This window comes from Desulfosporosinus sp. Sb-LF (assembly GCF_004766055.1).
Lineage (GTDB): Bacteria > Bacillota > Desulfitobacteriia > Desulfitobacteriales > Desulfitobacteriaceae > Desulfosporosinus.
Window position 1 is genome coordinate 260,933 of sequence record NZ_SPQR01000001.1, and the last position, 20,760, is coordinate 281,692.

24 protein-coding genes and 1 pseudogene are annotated in these 20,760 nt (G+C 41.6%); 17 read left to right on the plus strand and 8 right to left on the minus strand.

What is annotated here, in order from left to right; translation table 11 throughout:
- Window positions 1-28 precede the first annotated feature (28 nt).
- The 4 genes from E4K68_RS01340 to E4K68_RS20205 all read left to right on the plus strand — a co-directional run bounded on the left by E4K68_RS01340 (window position 29) and on the right by E4K68_RS20205 (window position 2,703).
- The gene (locus E4K68_RS01340) at window positions 29-355 is read left to right on the plus strand and encodes a thioredoxin family protein (RefSeq protein ID WP_135376943.1); all 327 of its coding nucleotides are present in this window, start codon (window positions 29-31) and stop codon (window positions 353-355) included.
- A gap of 30 nt (window positions 356-385) precedes the next feature.
- A complete protein-coding gene (trxB, locus tag E4K68_RS01345) occupies window positions 386-1,606 on the plus strand; it encodes a thioredoxin-disulfide reductase (RefSeq protein WP_135376944.1) in 1,221 nt (406 codons plus the stop codon).
- A 237-nt stretch (window positions 1,607-1,843) separates the two neighbouring features.
- Window positions 1,844-2,530: a Crp/Fnr family transcriptional regulator gene (locus tag E4K68_RS01350; protein WP_135376945.1), complete on the plus strand. Its 687-nt coding sequence runs from the start codon at window positions 1,844-1,846 to the stop codon at window positions 2,528-2,530.
- 23 nt (window positions 2,531-2,553) lie between these two features.
- Window positions 2,554-2,703, plus strand: a complete 150-nt coding sequence (locus E4K68_RS20205) for a hypothetical protein (protein WP_158291344.1) — start codon at window positions 2,554-2,556, stop codon at window positions 2,701-2,703.
- Window positions 2,704-2,728: 25 nt separating this feature from the next.
- Here the strand turns inward: E4K68_RS20205 and E4K68_RS21320 are convergent, their stop codons facing one another.
- On the minus strand, window positions 2,729-2,863 hold the full coding sequence (locus tag E4K68_RS21320) for an ArsR family transcriptional regulator (RefSeq protein WP_135376946.1): 135 nt from the start codon (window positions 2,861-2,863) through the stop codon (window positions 2,729-2,731).
- 187 nt (window positions 2,864-3,050) lie between these two features.
- On the opposite strand from E4K68_RS21320, the gene E4K68_RS01360 reads away from it, so the two are divergent.
- From E4K68_RS01360 to E4K68_RS01370, 3 genes are all read left to right on the plus strand, one after another.
- Window positions 3,051-3,443: a PIN domain-containing protein gene (locus tag E4K68_RS01360; protein ID WP_243450208.1), complete on the plus strand. Its 393-nt coding sequence runs from the start codon at window positions 3,051-3,053 to the stop codon at window positions 3,441-3,443.
- A 238-nt stretch (window positions 3,444-3,681) separates the two neighbouring features.
- Window positions 3,682-7,461, plus strand: coding sequence for a response regulator (locus tag E4K68_RS01365; protein WP_135376947.1), 3,780 nt, complete (start codon window positions 3,682-3,684; stop codon window positions 7,459-7,461).
- A gap of 174 nt (window positions 7,462-7,635) precedes the next feature.
- A complete protein-coding gene (locus tag E4K68_RS01370; protein ID WP_135376948.1) occupies window positions 7,636-8,100 on the plus strand; it encodes a phage tail protein in 465 nt (154 codons plus the stop codon).
- Window positions 8,101-8,108: 8 nt separating this feature from the next.
- On the opposite strand, the gene E4K68_RS01375 is transcribed toward E4K68_RS01370, so the two are convergent.
- Window positions 8,109-8,222 (minus strand): hypothetical protein, encoded by a 114-nt coding sequence (locus E4K68_RS01375; RefSeq protein ID WP_282432948.1) that lies wholly within the window; start codon window positions 8,220-8,222, stop codon window positions 8,109-8,111.
- Between the two features lie 162 nt (window positions 8,223-8,384).
- Between E4K68_RS01375 and E4K68_RS01380 the strand changes: the two genes are divergently transcribed.
- Window positions 8,385-8,558 (plus strand): VOC family protein, encoded by a 174-nt coding sequence (locus E4K68_RS01380; RefSeq protein WP_282432957.1) that lies wholly within the window; start codon window positions 8,385-8,387, stop codon window positions 8,556-8,558.
- A 333-nt stretch (window positions 8,559-8,891) separates the two neighbouring features.
- Here the strand turns inward: E4K68_RS01380 and E4K68_RS01385 are convergent, their stop codons facing one another.
- Window positions 8,892-9,269, minus strand: a complete 378-nt coding sequence (locus E4K68_RS01385; protein ID WP_135376949.1) for a pyridoxamine 5'-phosphate oxidase family protein — start codon at window positions 9,267-9,269, stop codon at window positions 8,892-8,894.
- Window positions 9,270-9,502: 233 nt separating this feature from the next.
- Window positions 9,503-9,967 (minus strand): pyridoxamine 5'-phosphate oxidase family protein, encoded by a 465-nt coding sequence (locus E4K68_RS01390; RefSeq protein ID WP_135376950.1) that lies wholly within the window; start codon window positions 9,965-9,967, stop codon window positions 9,503-9,505.
- A gap of 163 nt (window positions 9,968-10,130) precedes the next feature.
- Here E4K68_RS01390 and E4K68_RS01395 point away from each other — a divergent pair, with 163 nt between their 5' ends.
- Window positions 10,131-11,522, plus strand: a complete 1,392-nt coding sequence (locus E4K68_RS01395; RefSeq protein ID WP_135376951.1) for a PLP-dependent aminotransferase family protein — start codon at window positions 10,131-10,133, stop codon at window positions 11,520-11,522.
- A gap of 51 nt (window positions 11,523-11,573) precedes the next feature.
- Here E4K68_RS01395 and E4K68_RS01400 read toward each other — a convergent pair whose 3' ends face one another.
- The 3 genes from E4K68_RS01400 to E4K68_RS01410 form a co-directional block, all read right to left on the minus strand.
- The gene (locus E4K68_RS01400; RefSeq protein WP_199241659.1) at window positions 11,574-11,993 is read right to left on the minus strand and encodes a hypothetical protein; all 420 of its coding nucleotides are present in this window, start codon (window positions 11,991-11,993) and stop codon (window positions 11,574-11,576) included.
- 70 nt (window positions 11,994-12,063) lie between these two features.
- Window positions 12,064-12,579 carry a Fic family protein gene (locus tag E4K68_RS01405; protein WP_158291345.1) on the minus strand — a complete coding sequence of 172 codons (516 nt, stop codon included), beginning with the start codon at window positions 12,577-12,579 and terminating at the stop codon, window positions 12,064-12,066.
- Between the two features lie 74 nt (window positions 12,580-12,653).
- On the minus strand, window positions 12,654-12,854 hold the full coding sequence (locus tag E4K68_RS01410) for a hypothetical protein (protein WP_158291346.1): 201 nt from the start codon (window positions 12,852-12,854) through the stop codon (window positions 12,654-12,656).
- 184 nt (window positions 12,855-13,038) lie between these two features.
- Here E4K68_RS01410 and ligD point away from each other — a divergent pair, with 184 nt between their 5' ends.
- The 4 genes from ligD (at window position 13,039) to E4K68_RS20210 (ending at window position 18,323) form a co-directional block, all read left to right on the plus strand.
- The gene (gene ligD / locus E4K68_RS01415) at window positions 13,039-15,480 is read left to right on the plus strand and encodes a DNA ligase D (RefSeq protein WP_135376954.1); all 2,442 of its coding nucleotides are present in this window, start codon (window positions 13,039-13,041) and stop codon (window positions 15,478-15,480) included.
- A 586-nt stretch (window positions 15,481-16,066) separates the two neighbouring features.
- Window positions 16,067-16,393 carry a YnfA family protein gene (locus E4K68_RS01420; RefSeq protein WP_135376955.1) on the plus strand — a complete coding sequence of 109 codons (327 nt, stop codon included), beginning with the start codon at window positions 16,067-16,069 and terminating at the stop codon, window positions 16,391-16,393.
- A 289-nt stretch (window positions 16,394-16,682) separates the two neighbouring features.
- The gene (gene larC, locus E4K68_RS01425; protein WP_135376956.1) at window positions 16,683-17,900 is read left to right on the plus strand and encodes a nickel pincer cofactor biosynthesis protein LarC; all 1,218 of its coding nucleotides are present in this window, start codon (window positions 16,683-16,685) and stop codon (window positions 17,898-17,900) included.
- Window positions 17,901-18,179: 279 nt separating this feature from the next.
- On the plus strand, window positions 18,180-18,323 hold the full coding sequence (locus E4K68_RS20210; protein WP_158291347.1) for a hypothetical protein: 144 nt from the start codon (window positions 18,180-18,182) through the stop codon (window positions 18,321-18,323).
- A gap of 114 nt (window positions 18,324-18,437) precedes the next feature.
- On the opposite strand, the pseudogene E4K68_RS01430 reads toward E4K68_RS20210, so the two are convergent.
- Window positions 18,438-19,159: pseudogene (locus E4K68_RS01430) on the minus strand (HAMP domain-containing sensor histidine kinase); the annotation flags it as partial.
- Here E4K68_RS01430 and E4K68_RS01435 point away from each other — a divergent pair.
- From E4K68_RS01435 to E4K68_RS01450, 4 genes are all read left to right on the plus strand, one after another.
- Window positions 19,101-19,241, plus strand: coding sequence for a DUF1456 family protein (locus E4K68_RS01435; RefSeq protein ID WP_135377230.1), 141 nt, complete (start codon window positions 19,101-19,103; stop codon window positions 19,239-19,241). The pseudogene E4K68_RS01430 and the gene E4K68_RS01435 sit on opposite strands and share 59 nt — an antisense overlap.
- 100 nt (window positions 19,242-19,341) lie before the next feature.
- On the plus strand, window positions 19,342-19,599 hold the full coding sequence (locus E4K68_RS01440; RefSeq protein ID WP_135376957.1) for a hypothetical protein: 258 nt from the start codon (window positions 19,342-19,344) through the stop codon (window positions 19,597-19,599).
- Window positions 19,600-19,878: 279 nt separating this feature from the next.
- A complete protein-coding gene (locus E4K68_RS01445; protein ID WP_243450209.1) occupies window positions 19,879-20,124 on the plus strand; it encodes a hypothetical protein in 246 nt (81 codons plus the stop codon).
- Window positions 20,102-20,470, plus strand: a complete 369-nt coding sequence (locus E4K68_RS01450; RefSeq protein WP_135376958.1) for a hypothetical protein — start codon at window positions 20,102-20,104, stop codon at window positions 20,468-20,470. Before E4K68_RS01445 ends, E4K68_RS01450 begins: the two co-directional genes overlap by 23 nt.
- Window positions 20,471-20,760: the final 290 nt, after the last annotated feature.

Consider the following 20,760-nt stretch of genomic DNA (forward strand, 5'->3'; position numbering starts at 1 on the left):
ATAATTTAATTATAAGGAGCGAAGAAATATGCCCTTGGAAAAATTAGATGCGAACCAATTCGAGAAGGCTATCTATAGTGACGAAGAACAATGTCTAGTTATATTCTCAAGAAAGACCTGTCACGTTTGTCAGGGGGTTGTCCCCATTTTAGAAGATATACAACAACAGTATAAGGGTAAGTTTGGTTTTTATTATGTCGATGTGGAAGACGATAAAGATTTGTTCCAAAGATTCTCCTTAAAAGGAGTACCTCAGATTCTTTTCTTTAAGGAAGGGGAATATCAAGGGAAACTAGCGGGTGCTACTGACGAAGATAAAGTCATGGATAAGATTGCAGAAGTCTTTGAATCGTAATCATATATACAGTAAGGGAGTATTGATACAATGGAAGACAAGATCAATTTGTATGATCTAATTATTATTGGTGGCGGGCCGGCAGGACTTTCTTCAGCAATCTACGGGGCTAGAGCCAAGCTGAAAACTCTCGTGATCAATAAAGGAACTATTGGCGGCTTAGTCAATACAACGAGAGAGATTGTCAATTATCCTGGATATCCGGAAATCAGTGGTTCTGATCTTATGCTGGATTTTAAAAAACACGCAGAATCGTTTGGCGTCGAGTTTTTACGGGAAGAGGTTGTCAAAACGGATTTTTCCCAGGAAAGCAAAGTCATTACCACGAAAAAGGGCAAAGAATTTTCGGCCAATGCGGTCATTATCGCCTGTGGCAGTGAGCCCAGACTGTTGAACATTCCAGGAGAAAAGCGGCTCCAAGGCAGTGGTGTTGCGTATTGTGCGACCTGCGACGCCGAGTTCTTTGAAGGAGAAGAGGTTGTTGTCGTCGGCAGCGGGGACCAAGCGATTGAAGAAGGGATGTACATTACCAAGTTCGCGCGTAAAGTCACCGTGATTGTGCTCCATGACGAAGGAGTCCTCGATTGCAATAAAGTCAGTTCTGAAAGAGCCTTTCAAAATGAAAAAATAGAGTTTATATGGAACTCCACGATTGAAGAGGTTTTGGGCGATGAAAATGTCGAAGGGATCAAAATCAAGAACTTAAAAACAGGAGGTTTTACTGAACTTGCTTGTCAGGGAATCTTCTTTTTTGTAGGAATGGTTCCTTCAACTAATTTTCTCAAGGACAGCAGCATCGAGATGGATAAAAGAGGGTATATTCCTGTTAATGAGATCATGGAAACGAATATCGAAGGGGTATATGCCGTTGGAGATAACCGCATTAAATATCTTCGACAAGTGGTTTCGGCTGCTGGAGACGGTGCCGTCGCAGCGGTTGCTGCTGAACGCTATATTGAAGAATTAAAGGCATTTAATACAAACATTCTTCAAAGTGATAAGCAAGTCTTACTCCTTTTCTTCAATGCCTTAAATAATGAAAGCTTGGAATTCAGCACTTTATTAGAAGAAGCAAACCAGGAATTAGGGGAACGCTACAAAGTCGTGAAGGTTGATATGGCGACCAAAAAAAATCTGGCGAAGAAATATGAGGTTAATAGTGTGCCTGCCATTTTAGTCTTAGATAAAGGTGAAAAGCTTAAAAAGCTATGTTATACTGTGGATAAAGAGGATCTTAAGTCTCAATTGTAAGCTTAAGAACTTGTTTTAAATGAGTTCACTGCACAGGTGCTAGAAGGTCAGCGCGACTAGAATGTGATGTTAAACAATAAAAATGCAGGAGGTTGAATACCTTCCTGCATTTATTAGTAATTTGACAATATGCCTGTAATTATTGGCTATGTCACAACACATAGTTGATAAACATAATCAATGAAGAAAATTATCATTACCTGTAAACTATAACTAAACTTTAAGGAGGCTACCCTTATGGATACTCCCATAATATCTTACACATGGTCTCCTTGGCTAAATCAAATTCAATCACCCTGGGAAAAGGTCCTACATCTGGGGGTTAAAAGACAATTTAAGAAGAATAGTGTTGTTTTAGGGAATGCACAGAGAGTCAATGACCTATATTATTTATACAAAGGAAAAATTAAGGTTGTCAGTACAACTTCTCTGGGTCGAGAAAAGCCTATTTGGTATATTTCCAGTGGAAATATTTTTGGAGAAGTACCTTTTTTAGATGGAGACTTATGTTATAACATTTTTACTTGTCAAGAAGATTGTATTGTTTTTACATTTAGCAGAGAAGTATTTTCAGGAAAGATAATTCCGCAGTATCCAGAAGTAATAAAAAGTGTTTTTGGTAGCATGGCTTTAAAGATGCGGAATCTATCCGCTCAGATTAATGACGTATGTCTAAATAGCCCTAAAATGCGTGTTTATAAAATGCTATATTTTTTAAACCCTAGTAATAATGGCGTATTAGAGGTTTCGCAGAAGGAGTTAGGAGATCTGCTTGGAATACATCGTGTAACATTGAACCAAATATTAAATGATCTTAAAGATAAAGGCATTATCGAACCTCAGAAGTGTAAAAAAAGATTTAACGTTTTAGACATTGAGAAACTATTAGATCAAATTAAACTTGAAGAACAAGAAGGGGAATAATTTAAGCCTCTTAACGTCCTAAAATGAAATCTCAATCGGTAACAGCTGAAAATATTGATGACATTATTAACCAGGAGCGATTAATTCACTTAAGGGAAAAAAAAGCTGGTTCTGTCCCAGCGCTTGTCGAGGACGAATTATTATTGGTGCTCGATAAGTTTGTTGTATTCTAACCCTGAGCAAAGCAAGTCGCTCCGTTCAGAGGTTCAAAATTAAAACATACAAGCCAAAGTGCAAGGCAATTTGAAGCCTGCACTTTGGTCCTTCCTTCAATAGTTCGATGATCTTTCTGCGTGTTGAGTCGGACATGGCCTTAAAGATGCCCTCATTCATTTGATTTCACCTGCCAATAAAACTTTTCCTAAACATTATTTAGATATATAGCTAAATAGCTAAGGAGTAAATAGTAATGCATAAGTAAAATAAAGGTAATTAATCACGAATGGTTTTAATATTCCTTTAACACGGTGTCTAAAGGGATAAATGCCATAGCTTTGAATTGATCTATTTTTGTGATCAGTTGAGTTTTCAAGGTTCATGTGATGCATCCATTACTGCAAGCTCCGTAACAGATATTTACTATTTTCTTAAAAGAGATTATCGGGATAGTGATCGAGCCAAGGAAATGCTTATTAATTTTTTCAACATATTTGAGGTTATTGACGTTACAAAAAGTGATTGTGAAAAAGCGCTCGGTCTGCCGATGGATGATTATGAAGATGCCTTAATAGCAACTTGTGCCGAGCGCAGGAGAATTGAGTTAATAATTACTCGCAATCTGAAAGACTTTGCTAATCACCAGTTAAAGCAATTTCCCCTGATGACTTCCTTACTCATTATTTTTAATATGGGGAAAATATCACAGAACAACAACAGTTCAAAGAAGAGAAACTTAGAGCGAGAGTATAATTAAAAGCCGGAATGCGCGAACATCCCGGCTGTACAACTGGCCGCGGTGAGCGGCATTCTGGAAGAGCAAGAAGCCTGTGCGAATGGGGGACTACTTGCTCTTTTGCGTTCCTTTAAGTGTTAACACTAACTTCCACGAAGTTTAGGGAAAGTTAAAAAATAAAATGATATTGCGAATCCATCGAGGCAGGAATATATCCATTTAGCAAGAATTATTGCTAAAAAATCTATGAGGTGATCATGTGTCGATCTTAATAGTAGACGATTCCTTGGATAGTCAGCACTTAATCCAAGTTTTCCTTAAATCCGGTGGTTATACAGATATTCTAACGGCTCAATCCGCAGAAGCGGCTTATCAATATCTTGATAAGCGCTCATGCTGTGGTAACCAAACACTTGATCTCATTTTAATGGATATTGTCATGCCTGATGTGGATGGGATCGAGGCTTGTCAAGTCATCAAAAAGAACGAAGCGGCAGTCGATATTCCCATAATCATGGTTACTGCAAAAACAGAAAAGGAGGAACTTCAATTAGCATTTTCGGCCGGTGCTATGGATTATATCACGAAACCCCTTGATAAAATCGAATTGCTGACCCGTGTGCGTTCAGCCTTAAAACTCAAACATGAAACAGATCGGCGGAAAGCAAGGGAATTGGAACTATTAGAGGTTACCCGACAATTGGAAGCGGCCAACAAAACCCTGCGCCACCGTTCTTTGAGTGATGGATTAACGGGTGTTGCCAACCGTCGTCACTTTGATGAAGTGCTGCTTAATGAATTGGGTCGCTCCAAGCGGGACAAGCATCCCTTATCATTCGTTATGCTTGATATTGACTTCTTTAAACTTTATAACGATACCTATGGTCATTTACAAGGTGACGATTGTCTGCGCAAGGTGGCCTTAGCAGCTCAAAACACACTAAAAAGGACGGGCGATTTTCTGGCCCGCTATGGAGGTGAGGAATTTGCAGTTATCCTGCCTAATACGGATTCCGAGGGCGCATTAACGTTAGCGAACGAGATAAGACTTGCCATCGAGAACTTAAGGATCCCCCATTCCGCTTCTAAGTGTAAGGATATTGTAACCATCAGTTTGGGGGTTGCCACCCTCCATCCGGGGGAAGATATTACGCATGAAGAACTGATTAAGCTTGCTGATCAGGCCTTGTACCTTTCTAAAGAAAGCGGCCGCAATAAGGTGAGCCACTACGAAAATATATCCCAGGATCAGTTACTACCTAAAAATCACGCTATTAATGCATCGCTGAATACCCCTTTTAATACCCCCCTTAATAATCCTCTTAATGGGAAAAACGCCCCACTACAAAAGTCTTTGTCGGAGGAAATCGAGACTGAGGATAACTCGGATTTGTTTAAGTATATCGTGGATTCTTCGGAGGATGCGATTATCAGTAAAGCCTTGGACGGTACTATAAAATATTGGAACAAAGGTGCAGAATTACATTACGGGTATAAAGCAGAAGAAATCGTAGGGAGGCCAATCTATACTATTGTTCCCCCTAATCTAGCAGATGAACTTCCCCCGATCTATGAGCGAATTCGAAACGGTGAGAGTGTTCAACATTACGAAACACAGCGACTCTGTAAGGATAAAACCGTTAAAGATGTTTCCATTAAAATCTCGCCAATACGTGATAAGAAAGGTAATATCATCGGGGCTTCGGCTATTGCCCGCGATATTACCCGACAAAAGGCAATTGAACAAGCCATTCATGTCAGCGAAACAAGAAATCGGGCGATTGTTGATAACGTGGGCGAGGCAATTATTATTGTTGGGGAGACTGGTATCATTGAAACGTTTAATGCAGCCGCAGAGCGTATCTTCGGATATACAGCAGGGGAAGCCACCGGCAAGAATGTGAAGATTCTTGTTCCTCCGCCCCTTGAGGCCAAGCACGGCAACTTTATTGAGGAATATTTAATGACTGGTCATAAACACCTGCTCGATAACAGCCGGGAGACGGAGGCTCGTTGTAAGGACGGCGCTCTTATTCCCGTGCTCATCACTTTAAGTGAGATGAACCTCGGGAATACTCGGAAATTTATTGGCATAATACGTGATATTACAGACTTAAGAAAAGCGTCAGAAGCCCTGCAGCTTGCCAAGGAGGTTGCGGAAGCTGCAAATCGGGCGAAGAGCGAATTTTTAGCAACGATGAGTCATGAAATTCGCACCCCCATGAATGCCATATTAGGCATGGCTGACCTGCTGTCGGAAACGTCTTTGAATGAAGAACAAACTAAATATGTGGATATATTCCGGTCTGCAGGAGACAATCTTATGAACCTGATCAACGACATTCTCGATCTCTCCAAAGTGGAAACCGGTCAGCTGGAACTTGAACATCTTAATTTTAACCTTATAAGTTTAGTCGAAAAAACCTGTGAAGTCTTAGCCCTGCGAGCCCATCAAAAAAACCTGGAGCTATTAACGAGGTTTGATTCTGAGGTGCCCATGATTGTTAGCGGAGATCCTAACAGATTAAAGCAGGTACTGGTAAACTTAATCGGAAACGCTGTTAAATTTACCGAGAGTGGTGAAATCCTTGTCAAGGTTGAGGTAAACAAAAGCAAAACGGTTCAGGATCTCGGACTGTGCTGTCTGCGTTTTTCTGTGACCGACACGGGAATAGGAATTCCTTCTGATAAACTTGACGTGATCTTTGACCGGTTTACACAGGCGGATTCATCGACCACCAGAAAATACGGCGGAACCGGACTAGGGCTGGCTATCGCCAAGCGAATCATTAGGCTTATGAAGGGAGATATTGGGGTAGAAAGTGAAGTGGGGAAGGGAAGCACATTTAGCTTTACGGCAGAATTCACGTTGAGCACATCCCAATTAAATGAGCCCCCAAGAAATGATGTGAAATTGGTTGGAACTAGGGTAATGGTCATCGATGACAATGCCACCAATTTATTAATCCTTAGGGAAACCTTAAACTCTTGGGGTTTAATTTCAACGACTGTTGATAATGGACTGGAAGGCATTGATCAATTAAGACAGGCCAAAAAACAAGGAACTCCTTACAATTTGGTCTTGCTAGACTGCCGAATGCCGGACATGGATGGCTTTGCCGTTGCTGAAGCTATTAAGAGCGACCCTGGCCTTGTTGGGACGACGGTTATGATGTTAACCTCCGACATGCGGCCAGGCGACACTATTAAGTATTCTAGTTTTGGAATTAGAACGTATTTAATAAAACCAATAAAACGAGCCGAACTGCGCAATGCCATAGAAGAGATATTAAGTAAAGAACCGCCGAATCCCGGCCATCTTGTCAGTAAAAATCTAACCGAAGAACAGTTGCCCCTAAGGATTTTATTGGTCGATGATTCCGTGGAAAATCAATTGTTAATCAAAGCTTACCTTAAAAATACTCCTTACGAGGTCGACAGTGCGGAGAATGGCGAAGTAGCTGTCGACAAGTTTAAGTCCAAGGCTTACAACCTAGTCTTGATGGACATGCAAATGCCTGTTATGGATGGATACACCGCAACCCAGGACATCAGAAAATTGGAACAGGAACAGCATAAGGAGCCTACACCCATTATTGCTTTAACGGCATACGCTCTAAACGAAGATGCCAACAAAAGTATCGAAGCAGGGTGCAGTGCCCATTTAACAAAACCCATCAAGAAAGCGGTTCTCTTAGAAGTGATTAAGCGCTTTGAGCGACTGCTTATTGATCGTAGTTCCTCAAAAATCACGGTCCTTGTTGACAAGGACTTAGAGGAACTCATTCCGGGATTTTTGGAAAACCGTTGTCAAGATCTTAACACCATCCGTGAAGCGATCAAGAAGGCGGATTACGGTTCAATTCAGATTTTGGGCCATACTTTAAAAGGCTTAGGCGGTGGATACGGTTTTAATTATATTTCCGAATGGGGAAAGCAATTAGAGCTAGCGGCTAAAGAAGAGAAAGCTATTGAAATTATGACCCTTGTTGGCAGCCTGGGAAACTATTTGGATAACATTGTAATTACTTTTGAGTAATTAATTAGTCATGGAATAAATTCATCCGGAATGGGTGTAGGTAGAATACGATCCATAAGGATACAGTACTAAGAATAATGGGAACTGCTTATGGGAAGTATAAGCAAAATCTCTCTTGTAAACATATGTAAATTCCTGTTGTTAGAAAATAAAGAGACAAAAGGAGGGATGGAAATGGCCTATATCGTTAATTTCAAAAATGTGTCTACAGTTGGTTTAGAGTCTTCACCTATAGCAGAAGCGCTTGCTGGTTTACGGGCTAATGAAGCCCGTTACTTTATGAACAAATATAAGCATGAATTTACGGTTGTACCAGCTAGCGAAAACCTGGAAACCCTTGATTATGTGAACCGAATTATGAAAGAAGAACGTGATATTGAGTTTGCGGCCAAACCTTTAGAAACGTCGCGTTTTCAAGTGGAAAATATCAAAATGGCCTACGTCTTTTATGAGGATGGTCTTGCGGTTAACGTCATGTATACGGTTGATGACCCTAAGAAGCGGGCCGTTGGTTTTAAACTTTCTGAGGGGATGGAGGTACCAAAGGAGTTAGAAGGGAAGTTTAAGTTTGCTAGGCAGAAGTCTAAACTAGCTGGAACAATTCGGGGTTCGTTTTTTGTAATTAAAGCAAATTACTAAAGAAGAGTTTAGAAAAAGGAAAACAGCAAGTACTTTGCCAGCCGTTTGGCTAATGACAGTACCGTAAGAGTAGGCGGTAAGCCCCATTCCGTCGGAATCATCGAACAGTCACAGACATACAAGTTGTCATACTGCTGCCTCCAATGCCATCCCTCACTGGCTTTATTGATTCCACTAGCTTGAAGTATCTGGGCTGATCCTTACTTCATTCGATAAATCGATTCCGAATTTGGCGAACAATTCCACCGGAGGGTAATAGGCCGTTCCATAGTAGCGTCCGGCTTATCACCAGGAACGGCAATGATTATACAAAGTGGTTCGTGTTTGGTGTTGCAGATATTCATAAAGAGTACAAAAGATTATTGAAAAACGGCGTGAAGTTTACTATGGAGCCGACAAAAATGGGAGAAGTCACAATAACTGTCTTCGATGATACATGCGGCAACCTTATTCAGTAGTGCAGAAGTAACTTTATGTCCAGTCCATATTATAGCTTAGATCAGGTTGTAGGAAACCTTTTTAGAACAGGGTTAAAGCTATCGGAGAATAGATAAAAAGAAACCTTTATAAAACGATGAATAGTATAACTTCTAGCCAACACTTAGACCTGTTTAAGGGTCAAACAGAGTTTTTTAATTTAACAATATTAAAGACCTGCTAAATTGCAGGTCTTTAATATTGCGCTTCATGGCCCAACCCTCTGTCAAACGAGTGTTGCAACAGAATATATTCAAAATGCAGTTGATAAAGAAAAGATGTGGCTGTTGCTCTGGCCGGCATTTATCGATTACTTAGAGAGTGTGCACGACTTTGTCTATGGTTATTTCTAAAACCGCTCTTGGCCAAGAAAACCTTTCTTTTGTCATATCAAACTCGGGACCCTCTTTTACAACTTTCGCCGTTCCGGTAATTAGAAAACCAGTTCCCTTATACCTCGTTCCTTGAACCTCCCGGCTTCCTATTGTCAACTTAACTCGATTATCCCGCTCAATATTTTTCTCCGTATTGTGCATTCGGCTTACGGGAATTAACAACCTATCATCTTCAGTGACATGGACGTAACTATTCCATGTATTAACGACGTGTGGTCCATCTTCACCTTGTGTAACAATGGCCACCTCACCATCAGCAGGATGAGCTAAGACTTCTAACAATTTTTCGTTTAACATTTCTTTGACTCCTTCAATTCAGTCTAAGCAAGTTCTTATTTTATTTTGTGAAACACAAAATATTCTACGAGCTTACTATTTGCTTACTAACTGAATCAATTTCATAAATGGTTTTTCCGATTGAGCAGACCCTATATATAGTAGTGCTTCGCTGATTTCAGTCTATATATGGCATTGCGAATGCGGTTTTTAGGCATTATGAAATTGATTCTACTATAAATTATTAAGAATATCTATAAATTTGTTTTAGCGGTAACATGATCAATGGTAAGTTTAACAACTTTAACTGATTGTAAGAATTGGTGGATTTGGTCAATAGCTTCTCGAAAATTATCTTTGCAGAATTTCCTAGTAAACTCGACCATAGCCCTTTCTTTTTCCTCATCAATGACCTCTACAGTTTTTCCAAATACAATCGCACTTTCGTATAGGCTAACGAATTTTTCGGGTTGAACCTTGGCATAAGTCACAACACAAAAGGAAACTAGGTCGTTAAACTGTATATTTTCTAACTTATTACCTTCACGGGCACAGTGAAAATAGAGGGCATTATCGTTAAGAACATAGTTTAAAGGGACACCATAAGGGTAGCCATTTTCCCCGATCGTTGAAAGTATGCCATATTCACCTTTTTCTAGAATTTCAAATGCCTCTGCGGTATCTAATTTTCTTTCCTTCCGCCTTATTTCTTTAAACATTAAAATACCTTCTTTTAATTTTATAGCCTAACTAGATTATAGCCGAATTCTGTACTTATCGGAAGTTACAGTTTATAATAAGTTTATCGGGTCAGTTTGGCACGCATTTTTTGATTGATGCAATTTACAGCGACAGAGCGGATAACTTTAAGGTGGGTTGTCTATGTTTTTGTTAGATACAAATAGTTCAAAATCGCTTTATTGGCAGCTTTATGAGCAAATAAAGGATCGAATTAATTCGGGGGATTTACAGGCAAACTCGAAGTTGCCATCAGTCCGGCACTTATCCAATTTGTTAGGCGTTAGTATAAGTACGGTTGAAAATACGTACCGGCAGCTTTTGATAGAGGGATATATTGAAAGCAGACCTCGTAGCGGGTATTTCGTTGTGCCTCCCTATAAAGAGTTCACCCCTAAATGCTCTAAACAAATGTCAGGTGGAGTAAATGACCAGGAATTACGAAACGAAAACAATATAGAGTATGACTTTCACCCCGCAAAATTGGGGTTGGAGGACTTTCCGTATAGTATTTGGAGCCGGCTCATAAATATTACTCTCAAAGAACAGTCTCAAAATTTACTATCCTATAATGAGTCGATGGGGGAATGGTCGTTAAGATGTGAGTTGCAAAAATACTTAGAGAAGTCCCGTGGTGTATGCTGCAGTCCTGAACAAATATTAATTTGCTCAGGGCTGCAGCATAGTTTATCCATCCTCGCTCTGCTTTTGAGGCAAAGGTTTTCGGCATGTGCCGTTGAAGAACCGGGAAATATTGTCCCAAAATCAATTTTTGAGAATTATGGTTTTGATTTACTACCAATCCAGGCAAACGAGGAAGGGATAGACTTAACTTTATTGACAGCCGAAAGTAAAGTTGTTTATATAACTCCATCTCATCAATTTCCCTTAGGATATGTCATGCCCATTAATAAACGATTAAAATTAATAGAATGGGCCGAAAGCGTGGGGGGATTTATTATCGAGGATGATTATGATAGCGAATTAAGATATTCCGGCAAACCCATTCCTTCTTTACAAGGACTTAATCCAAGTGGAAATATTGTATATCTTGGTACCTTTTCGAAGGTATTATCGCCTTCCCTGAGAATCAGTTATATGGTTTTATGTCCTTCACTCATAGAATCTTATAAGCAAATGTTTAAACAGTATCATTCGTCTGTGTCGGTATTGGAACAGTTAACGTTGCAAAAATTTATAAGTCATGGTTTTTGGGATCGCCATTTGCGTAAGTTTCGTACGTCTTATAAAAAGAGGCACGATGCAATGATTGATGCCGTCAATGATGTTATGGGAAATGCAGTAGAAATTATAGGCCAAGGGGCAGGACTTCATATTGTTGTTAGAGTCCTACAAAAAGATTCGGAAAGCGAATTAATAGAACTTGCCAAACAAAATGGGGTCCGTGTATACTCTGTTTCCGAATATTATGTTACGAATAGTGACTTGTCTCCAAAAATTATGTTGGGATTCGGGGGTTTAAATCCGGAAAGTATTTATAGGGGAATACGGAGATTGAATAGTGCGTGGTTTTGAGACTTATTATTATTCCGGACGTTATTACCCTGACTGGGGGCATTATAACGGCTACTTAAAATGAAGAGTTGCACAAACGATTTCCGAATGAGTCCCTATCCTTAAAGGTGGACCCCAAGTCCCATAACCTGATGAGACGATTAAATTATAATTACCCTTTTTCAAGTATCCCCAGTCTATTTCATAGACAAGCTTGGTGATTAAATTGCCCGGAAATAGTTGTCCTTCGTGGGTATGCCCAGCTAACTGAAGATCTATTTGATTTTGTTGAGCTGTTTCCAATTCAAGGGGTTGGTGATCCAGCAAGATCAGCGGTAGCGAGGAGTCCACTCCCTTGATTAAATCTCCTAATTCTTTTCGTCCCTCAGTGTTGCCTCCGCTACGCCTACTGGGATTATCTCTGCCGATGATGTAGAAGCTATTCTCCACCTTAATGTATTGATCCCTAAGAACATTGACCCCTGCGTACATAAGATCTTATGAATTATGGACAACAAATAAAGCAGCAATCATCTTCGCCGCTTTACTACTCGTTTTATTATTAATTTTCGATAGTTTTTCTAATACAACTTGATAGGGGTTCTATATCGTAGACAGACATAATCGAAGCCCGAAGCAGAGTATCTTTATTTATAACATTCCAGTTTATAACATAATCGCTCTCAATAGCCAAACAACGAATGTATTCACGAATTACACGTCCATTACCTTCTCGAAAAGGGTGAAGAATGTTTAGTTCAGACATGTAAAACGCCGATCTTAGAGAGAAACGTTCGACATTTGTACCGATTAAGAAACCTTCTTCTTTAAGCTTTCTGAAAAGTTGGTTGGCATTCTGATCCAAATACTGCCAATGAGCAAATAAAGTATTATCCTTGGAGATATCCTCCTCTCGAGTTTTACCCGCAAAAGGATAGATATCTTGGAATATATAATAGTGGATTTGTATTAAATGTTCCAAATTATAATCAGCTAAAATAGGGGATGCTTGAAGTTCTAAGAGCCTTTGTGTTGTGAAGAGTAATTCGGCTTCACTTAGTAGCGCTTCATTTTTCAAAGCTAACTTATTAATTAAGATATCGGTGTCTGGGTAACAGTACTTGGAGTGGCCAGAGCCGTATTTCGGAGACATTAGCGCCTGAATTTCCTATTCTTATTGACGATGTATTTTGTAATATCTTGAATTATATCTTCACTGGTCATATGGCCTCTCAAGTATTTTCGACCGTACACGACAGAACGTCTTTTCATATTAAAGCCTTCAACAGCAAGGCTTGTTTTTACGTTCGCAAGATATCGTTTAATATCTTTTTCAGGAATCAAAAGAATCATCCTTTCAATAAAGTTTCAATAGTATATTATTCTCTATTCTGCCCCAAAAACCCTTTGCGTGTAAATATTTTAAGGCGCAAGGCAAGGTACGGCTCAATTATATGGTTATTGTACCTGAAGGAGCCGATGAGTAAGGGTAAGAATTAGGTATGATTGGAAACAATAGATCCGAAGGTGTGATTATATGACTGCAAAACTCAACGAGTACAATCAAAAAAGGAATTTTGCCAGAACCTTGGAACCAGAAGGGATCAAAGAAGTTGACCAAGAGGATCTGAGGTATGTCATCCAGCATCATCTGGCCCGCAGAGATCACTACGATTTTCGCCTGGAATGGGACGGAGCTCTCTTGAGCTGGGCAGTGCCCAAGGGCCCTTCCTATAATACACGGGATAAGAGGCTTGCCATACAGGTGGAGGATCATCCTTTGGACTACAGAAACTTTGAGGGAACGATTCCCAAAGGTGAATATGGCGGCGGAGTTGTTATGATCTGGGATGAAGGCAGCTGGGAACCCTATGGGGATGTGGCTGACGGACTACGTGCAGGTGTGCTGAAGTTTGTTCTGAAAGGACAAAGGCTTAAGGGAAAGTGGGCTCTGGTGCGATTGAAAGGGAAAGCTGGCGAGAAGCAACCGAGCTGGCTTTTGCTTAAAGAAAAGGACGAGTATGTCAAAAATGCCGACGGGATTTCTGAATTTACCACCAGCATCAGAACTGGACGCACCATGATGGAAATTGAAGAAGAGGAACAGGAAAAAATCAGGAGTAACCCCTTCAGCAGTGCCGACGTGCAGCTTGCCAAATTAGTCAGTTCGGTTCCGAAGGGTGAGGATTGGCTTTATGAATTGAAATACGACGGCTACAGAATCCTGACGTACATTGAAGGCAACAGCGTCCGGCTGATCACCAGGAATGGCCATGATTATACAAAGCGGTTCCAGGATGTCGTCGATTCCCTCGTGGGATGGGCGGATGGTAGGGCGATGATTTTGGACGGCGAAATGGTCATCACGGACTCAGCGGGCAAGACGGATTTTCAGGCTCTGCAGAACTATCTAAAAAATCCCCAGTCGAAAAAACTGACCTATATCGTCTTTGATCTCCTAGCGCTGGACGGAGCGGACCTCCGGGGACATCGCCTGATTGACAGGAAGGAAACCCTTGAAACCTTGCTGAAGGATGCTCCGGAAAACTTCCACTACAGCCGGCATGTGAGAGGAAATGGAACGGAAAGTTTCCACGCGGCCTGTGAGAGAGGCATGGAAGGGATCGTCGGCAAAAAAGCTGATTCCGTCTACAGCGGAGCAAGAAACGGCGATTGGATCAAATTGAAATGCGATACACGGCAGGAATTTGTGATCGGAGGATATACTCTGAGTGCTAGAAAAACGAGCGGGATAAGTTCCCTGCTCCTTGGCATCTATGAAGGTGAGGACTTAGTTTATGCAGGACGTGCCGGCACCGGACTGAGTGAAGCCGACATGAAAGAGCTGGAGGGGAAATTTGCAGGCCTAAAGAGAAGGGAGCCCTCTTTCAAACTCCCTCCCAAGCCCAGGTCGCAGGAAACGATCACCTGGCTTGAACCTGAATTGGTCGCGGAAATTAAATTTGCCGAGTGGACCCAAGAGCATCTGTTAAGGCAGGCAAGCTTCAAAGGCTTGAGGATAGACAAGAATCCCAGGGACATTAACAAGGAAAAAGCGGATGAGGAAATACAGCCTTCATCATCTGGAAATAGAACGGAGAGAGCCGTGAAAGCAAACGCCAATAGTCTTATTATTGAAGGAATCAAGATTAGCAACCCTGATAAGGTGATCTTTAACGACTCTGCAATTACCAAAGGGGATGTGATTCGGTATTATGCCCAGGTGGCAGAGCGAATGCTGCCCTATGTGAGCCGCAGGATTCTCAGTATTGTGCGCTGTCCCAAGGGCATCTCCCAGACCTGCTTCTATAAGAAGCATCCCGGTCCGGGGAGCCTTGGTATCGTCACCATCCCTATTTCCACCGGCGGTGGAGAAATGGAAGACTACTTCTATATCGAGAACACGTCCGGGCTGATAGCCGAAGCGCAAATGGGTACCTTAGAATTTCATATCTGGGGAAGTCGTGTGGACGAGCTGGAAAAGCCTGATATGATGGTGTTCGATCTGGACCCGGATGAGGGAATGGATCTAAGCACGGTGCGCCAGGGTGTGCGGGATACGAAAACTATTCTCGCCGAGCTTTCCCTGAACTCGTACCTCAAGACCAGCGGTGGCAAAGGCTACCATGTGGTCGTCCCGTTAAAACCTGCCGTTGCCTGGGAAAAGTTTCATGGTTTTGCCAGGCTCGTTGCCGAAGTGATGGAGCAGAAGTGGCCTGATCGCTACACAAGCAATGTGAGAAAGGCTAAGCGTACTAACAAAATTTTCATCGACTGGATTCGCAACGGCAGAGGTGCTACCAGCATTGCCCCCTATTCCCTAAGAGCCAGGGAAGGGGCCGGGGTGTCCATGCCCATCGCGTGGGACGAACTGGACACAGTAGCTCCCAACGGTATCAATATGGTGGAGGCACTCCGGAGAAACGGCGGCAATGACCCTTGGAGCGGTTTTTATCGGAATAATCAGGGGCTTAAATGAACAGGCGCGAATATAAGAATACATCATAAACGAGGTGCGTTGAGACAGTTGCGTTGATAGAGCGGGAGTAGCTTAGTATCAGAGGTTTCAGGGTTTTAGGGGAACTTTACAGTGAGCTTACTTTAATTTCGCGTAACAAAGCATCTGATTTGGTTTAGGGTGTATGATCTCTTAAGAGAAATAGTCTCAGCACTTTTAGAAATTTCTGATTTAGTTTGAAGGTCTGGTAGTCATAGTCTAATTCTTAGTTCTGTAAGGATTTTAGCGCAGTATACACATTTTCAGAAACAACACTCGTACCGCCTAAGACGACAATCTTCTTAGGAGAAAGTGTGTTGAGGTAGATCGAACTTAATTTCAGGGATTTGGTTTGGCTTGACCAAAACGATAGGGGATAGAGTCGAACCGACAAATATAGGAAGCCAATATGAGTGAGTATTGGGCAGCGCTCACAGAAAACTGGATCAGACAGTATGTTGACTTTATTGTGAATTGCAGGCAAGATTATGGGTGGCTGGTGCGATAGATTTGATAAATTTATCAAAACTGGGTAGCAATTGCGATAACCTAGGGGAGGAATAATTAGTTGGTTAATGCATTTTTTCTATTTATCCTCGCTGGTTTAGCCGAAATAGGAGGAGGTTATTTAGTATGGCTTTGGCTTAGAGAAGCACGACCTCTTTGGTATGGAATTTTAGGCGGAATAATCCTTGTTCTTTACGGCATCATACCGACCTTACAAAAGTTCCCGAACTTTGGTAGGACTTATGCAGCCTATGGAGGAATTTTTATATTTTTAGCAGTTATATGGGGATGGGGAATTGATAAGAAAATTCCCGATACATACGATTGGATAGGCGTAGCTGTATGTATGGTTGGTGTCTCTATCATGCTATGGGCACCAAGGCATTAATTTTTGGTTCTAGAAATTATGAATTTATAGATATAGACTGAAATAATGTAACAGAAAATCGGTGATGTTTGGGGTTCTCAGGATTCATCTGAACAATAAGGATAGGGTTTTCGGGTTTTCAAGAAAATGCTTGACTTGTAGTTTACTCCAAATGATATGCTATTAATACGGATAGCCGATGAGAAGGTAGTGAACAAGTTTAATAAAGCGCCTAAGGAATACGCCGCTCACGATTTGCAGGCTGGAAGTATGACTTAAATGATACAGAAAATGATAGGAGAATTATTTGATGAAGGTACTATACTTTGACTGTTTTTCAGGGATTAGCGGGGATATGACCCTTGGTGCTTTGCTGGATCTGGGTGTTGATGAACAGAGCTTAAGGAGAGAGCTTGATAAGCTTAAGCTTGATGGGTATAAGCTTGTTATAGGAAAAAGCATAAAAAACGGGATAACCGGTATGGATGTGAATGTCATTCTGACGACACATCATCATCATTCCGATCACAGCCACACTCACACTCACGCTCACGATCATCATGCACGAAATTTGAGAGATATTGAGTTACTCATTGAAGAGAGTGACTTATCACTGGGCGTGAAAAATTTTGGTAAAAAGGTATTTAGAGAGATCGCGGCTGCTGAAGCCAAAGTGCATGATAAAGACATTTATGAGGTGCATTTCCATGAAGTTGGAGCCGTTGACTCCATTGTGGATATTGTAGGTACGGCTATATGTCTTGACTTGCTCGGAGTTGATAGAGTATATGCATCAAAACTCTATGATGGACATGGTTTTATCGAATGTCAGCATGGAATCATACCAGTTCCTGTACCGGCGGTCATGGAGATGCTGTCTGGAAGCAGGATCCCTCTGATACAGACCGATATAAATACAGAGCTTATTACACCTACAGGAATGGGGATAATAAAGAGCCTATCTTTAGGCTTTGGCACGATGCCCGAAATGTCGGTGGACAGGGTAGGCTATGGCATGGGAAAAAGGGAAACGGGAGGCTTTAATGCCTTAAGGGTCGTGATAGGTACTATGGATGAGGCCGAAAAGGATACTCCTAATGAGATAGTGCTCCTTGAAACCAACATCGATGATATGAGCGGCGAAGCATTGGGCTATACGATGGAACAGTTATTTGAAAATGGAGCACTCGATGTCTTTTATACGCCTATTTTTATGAAGAAGAACCGCCCTGCAGTTATACTAACGGTCATTGCAACGATTCAGAATGAAGAGAAACTTGCGGATATGATTCTGCGTGAGACAACGACTCTGGGGATAAGAAGAAGCCGTTGTCAAAGATACTGTATGAACAGAGAAATCGTCAAGGCCTCTACGGAATTCGGAGATGTCAGGGTAAAAGTGGCATCTAGAAATGGTATTGTTAAGTATGCTCCTGAATACGATGATTGCAGAAATATGGCTAGAAAAACAGGGCAGACTTTTATTGAAGTTTATAATGCCGTGTTGAGACAGGTTGTTGAGGGGTGAGACCAATTTGGGGCAAAATGGGCATGCCTCGGGTTGTATCGGGTGCCGCCAGTACGATAGTGGCTGTACGGATTATGAGAACACATTTAATATATAAAAAATATGAATTAGGGGTGTTGCTATGATTGAAACGTTAAACCCGACTCAACCGTCAGCAAGTTGCTGAGCGCCGAAAATTGATGCTGGTCAGCATCAACCGGAGATCAACACGGAAAATTGTCATATCTGCGGCCAACCGCTGGACTATTTAAGTGTGGGTAAAGAAATGACCTGTCACCAATGCTAGGAGCAGCGTGTCCCAAGGATCAGGAAACAGCGAAAACCATGACTGTTGTTGGCAACATCGTTCATGCCATTGCCAGTCTCACTGGCCCCCGTGTTGCTGTAAGGCTTTTGTCAGGGCTGCCCTCACTGAGGCCGTAGCATCAGCTCAAACGCTCTTTAATGTCTCCTTGGTTGTGACCGATCAGATCGTTTGTACCTATAGCGCACGACACCCTCATGAATGTCGAGCAGATAAATGCCCCTATTATCATTTCATGTGACGATTGGAACTTCTTTGTCTTTAGGAAGTTTGACGATAAACTCGGTTTCTTGACCAACGTTACTCTGTACAGTGATCGTGCCTTGATGGAGGAGCGTGATCTGGTGGACCAGTGCCAGACCAATGCCCGTTCCTCCAGTTTCGCGGGTTCGTGATTTGTCGGCACGGTGAAAACGTTCGAAAATTAAAGGAAGGTCTTCTTTAAGGATGCCTCTGCCTGTGTTCTTTATCCTAATCTCGGCAAAATTAGGTATTTGTATAAGCGTGACGGTGATTTGTCCGCCGACATTTGAGTACCGATAGGCATTGTGAACGAGATTATAAAAGAGCCTTGTCAGAAGGCGCCCGTCCCCCGTCGTAGTTACAAGTTCTGAGGGAACGTTCCAGTTCAAGGTTAATTCTTTTTTTGAATAAGCGGCTGGAGACTGTGGATCACTTTTCCAAGAAGATGCTTCAAATCGACGGGTTCGTGGATTAACGTTAAAGCACCTATTTCTGCAACATTTAAGTCTTTGAGGTCAGTGGATAGGTCAACCAAGCGGTCTATTTCCTCTAGAATGGAAGCGAGATTTTCCTCATCGGCAGGTAGGACGTTGTCTTGGAAGGCTTCGATATAGCTTTTGATCGAGGTTAATGGAGTACGCAGTTCATGGACGATGTCTGCGGTGAATTGCTTGCGGAGAGTTTCTTGGCGATTTAGATCGTCGACCATTGAAGGTCATAGGCAGTATAAAGAGTGTGGTGATCAATTCGCTAGAAATTTCTTAAAAGGATTAGCTAAAAGAATCAGGGGATAGCTGCTAACACTTACCGTAACATCAGGAATGACAAGCTGTGAATATACTGATAATTTGTGATATACTATGGGATGTTATAAAGCTTAATGGAGGTTAATATATGGATCACGGACAGGAACAATTTTTAAGTTATATTTTAGAAAGAGTAAAAGATGACAAGGTAGAGGAAGCAAAAGTATTACTTGTTGAAAACTTTAAGAAGCTGACAGAAGGCAATTTTACACAGGGTGATATTGTGCAGTTTATTCCTAAAATGATTGCTTTGCTGAAGCCGGAAAAGTTGGAAGAAGTACAAACGGTTGTAATGCAGTTTGCTGAAAATTTTAGTCATCTACTACCTAACAACAAACTTGGATAATTCCCAATAGCCGCTGATTAATTTTGCACCTTATTCTAGATAAGCAAAAAGAGTTTCTCCCGATCATTCCCAGATACGAGAAGGGCGAAACTAGCTTGGTAAAGAGGAACTGTGGGACTTGAGGGATGTTCTGGGTGGAATGAGAGTCTAGAATAGGAATTGAGTATAAATCTGAGTTGGTAGATTTTGACGCTTTAATTAGCGTCTTTTTTATTGCCCTCAAACAAAGAGGTATTTATCGCCTAATGAAAAATCATAAAATACATTGGTGCATTATGTGTGCCCGATGGGGGATTAAGAGTCCTTTCCATTCTATTCCTTACAGAAACAGGGCAACCCCTTCCCATCGTTAATGGGGCGGTTCAGCTCATTGATCGGGTCATTGTTCGGGCAATATTAACACGTCCTGTTTCGAGAGCTTTCTTCTTTTTAGAACCAACCGGTACCGAAACCTGCGAATTTGCAAGCATAATCGGAATTGATTGCCCCAGTGCTGTGACCGGTGTCGCTTGCCAAGAAGGGTAACGGGTATCTCTTAATCTCTGCGCTGATCCTAGGCTTACTGTTTGATTATTTGTTTTACGGGAAACCGCTTGGCTTGTCCTATCCGCTTTACATGATCACACTCTACGCCCTGTTATTCTGGAATATGCGGCATACTCAACCGTTGAAAATTGATGCGAAGTTGCTTTTGGGTATACCGATTATTGCCCTTTCATTTACTTATTTTATATACTCCAATCCGATTTTTGCGGTTTTGAATTTCTTGATGATTCCTAGTCTCTTAGTTGCCCATACCTTGCTTCTGACGTCTAACCACCGCTACAAGTGGTTTGAATCCCGATTTTTGTTAGAGGTACTTCGTATTTAACAAATCTTTCGTATGATGTTGTGCCAAGGCTCGTAGACTTTGCGAACAATACCTCCGATCAGGTGTTGGCCAACCAACTGAAGAACGAGCTTAAACATAAAAAGCAAGCTCTGGAAAACGCGAAACCTTGGCAGTCGTTCAATCTTTCTATGGATAGAGCTAGGAACTATTTAGCGTGGAACTAAGAAAGAGGAGCTATGTGGGCAGGAGATGAATAGTTCGAAAAGGCTGGTGCAAATGATTGCTACCAGCCTTTTGTTGGTTTTCGTTCCTATTTTTTAGAAGCATTT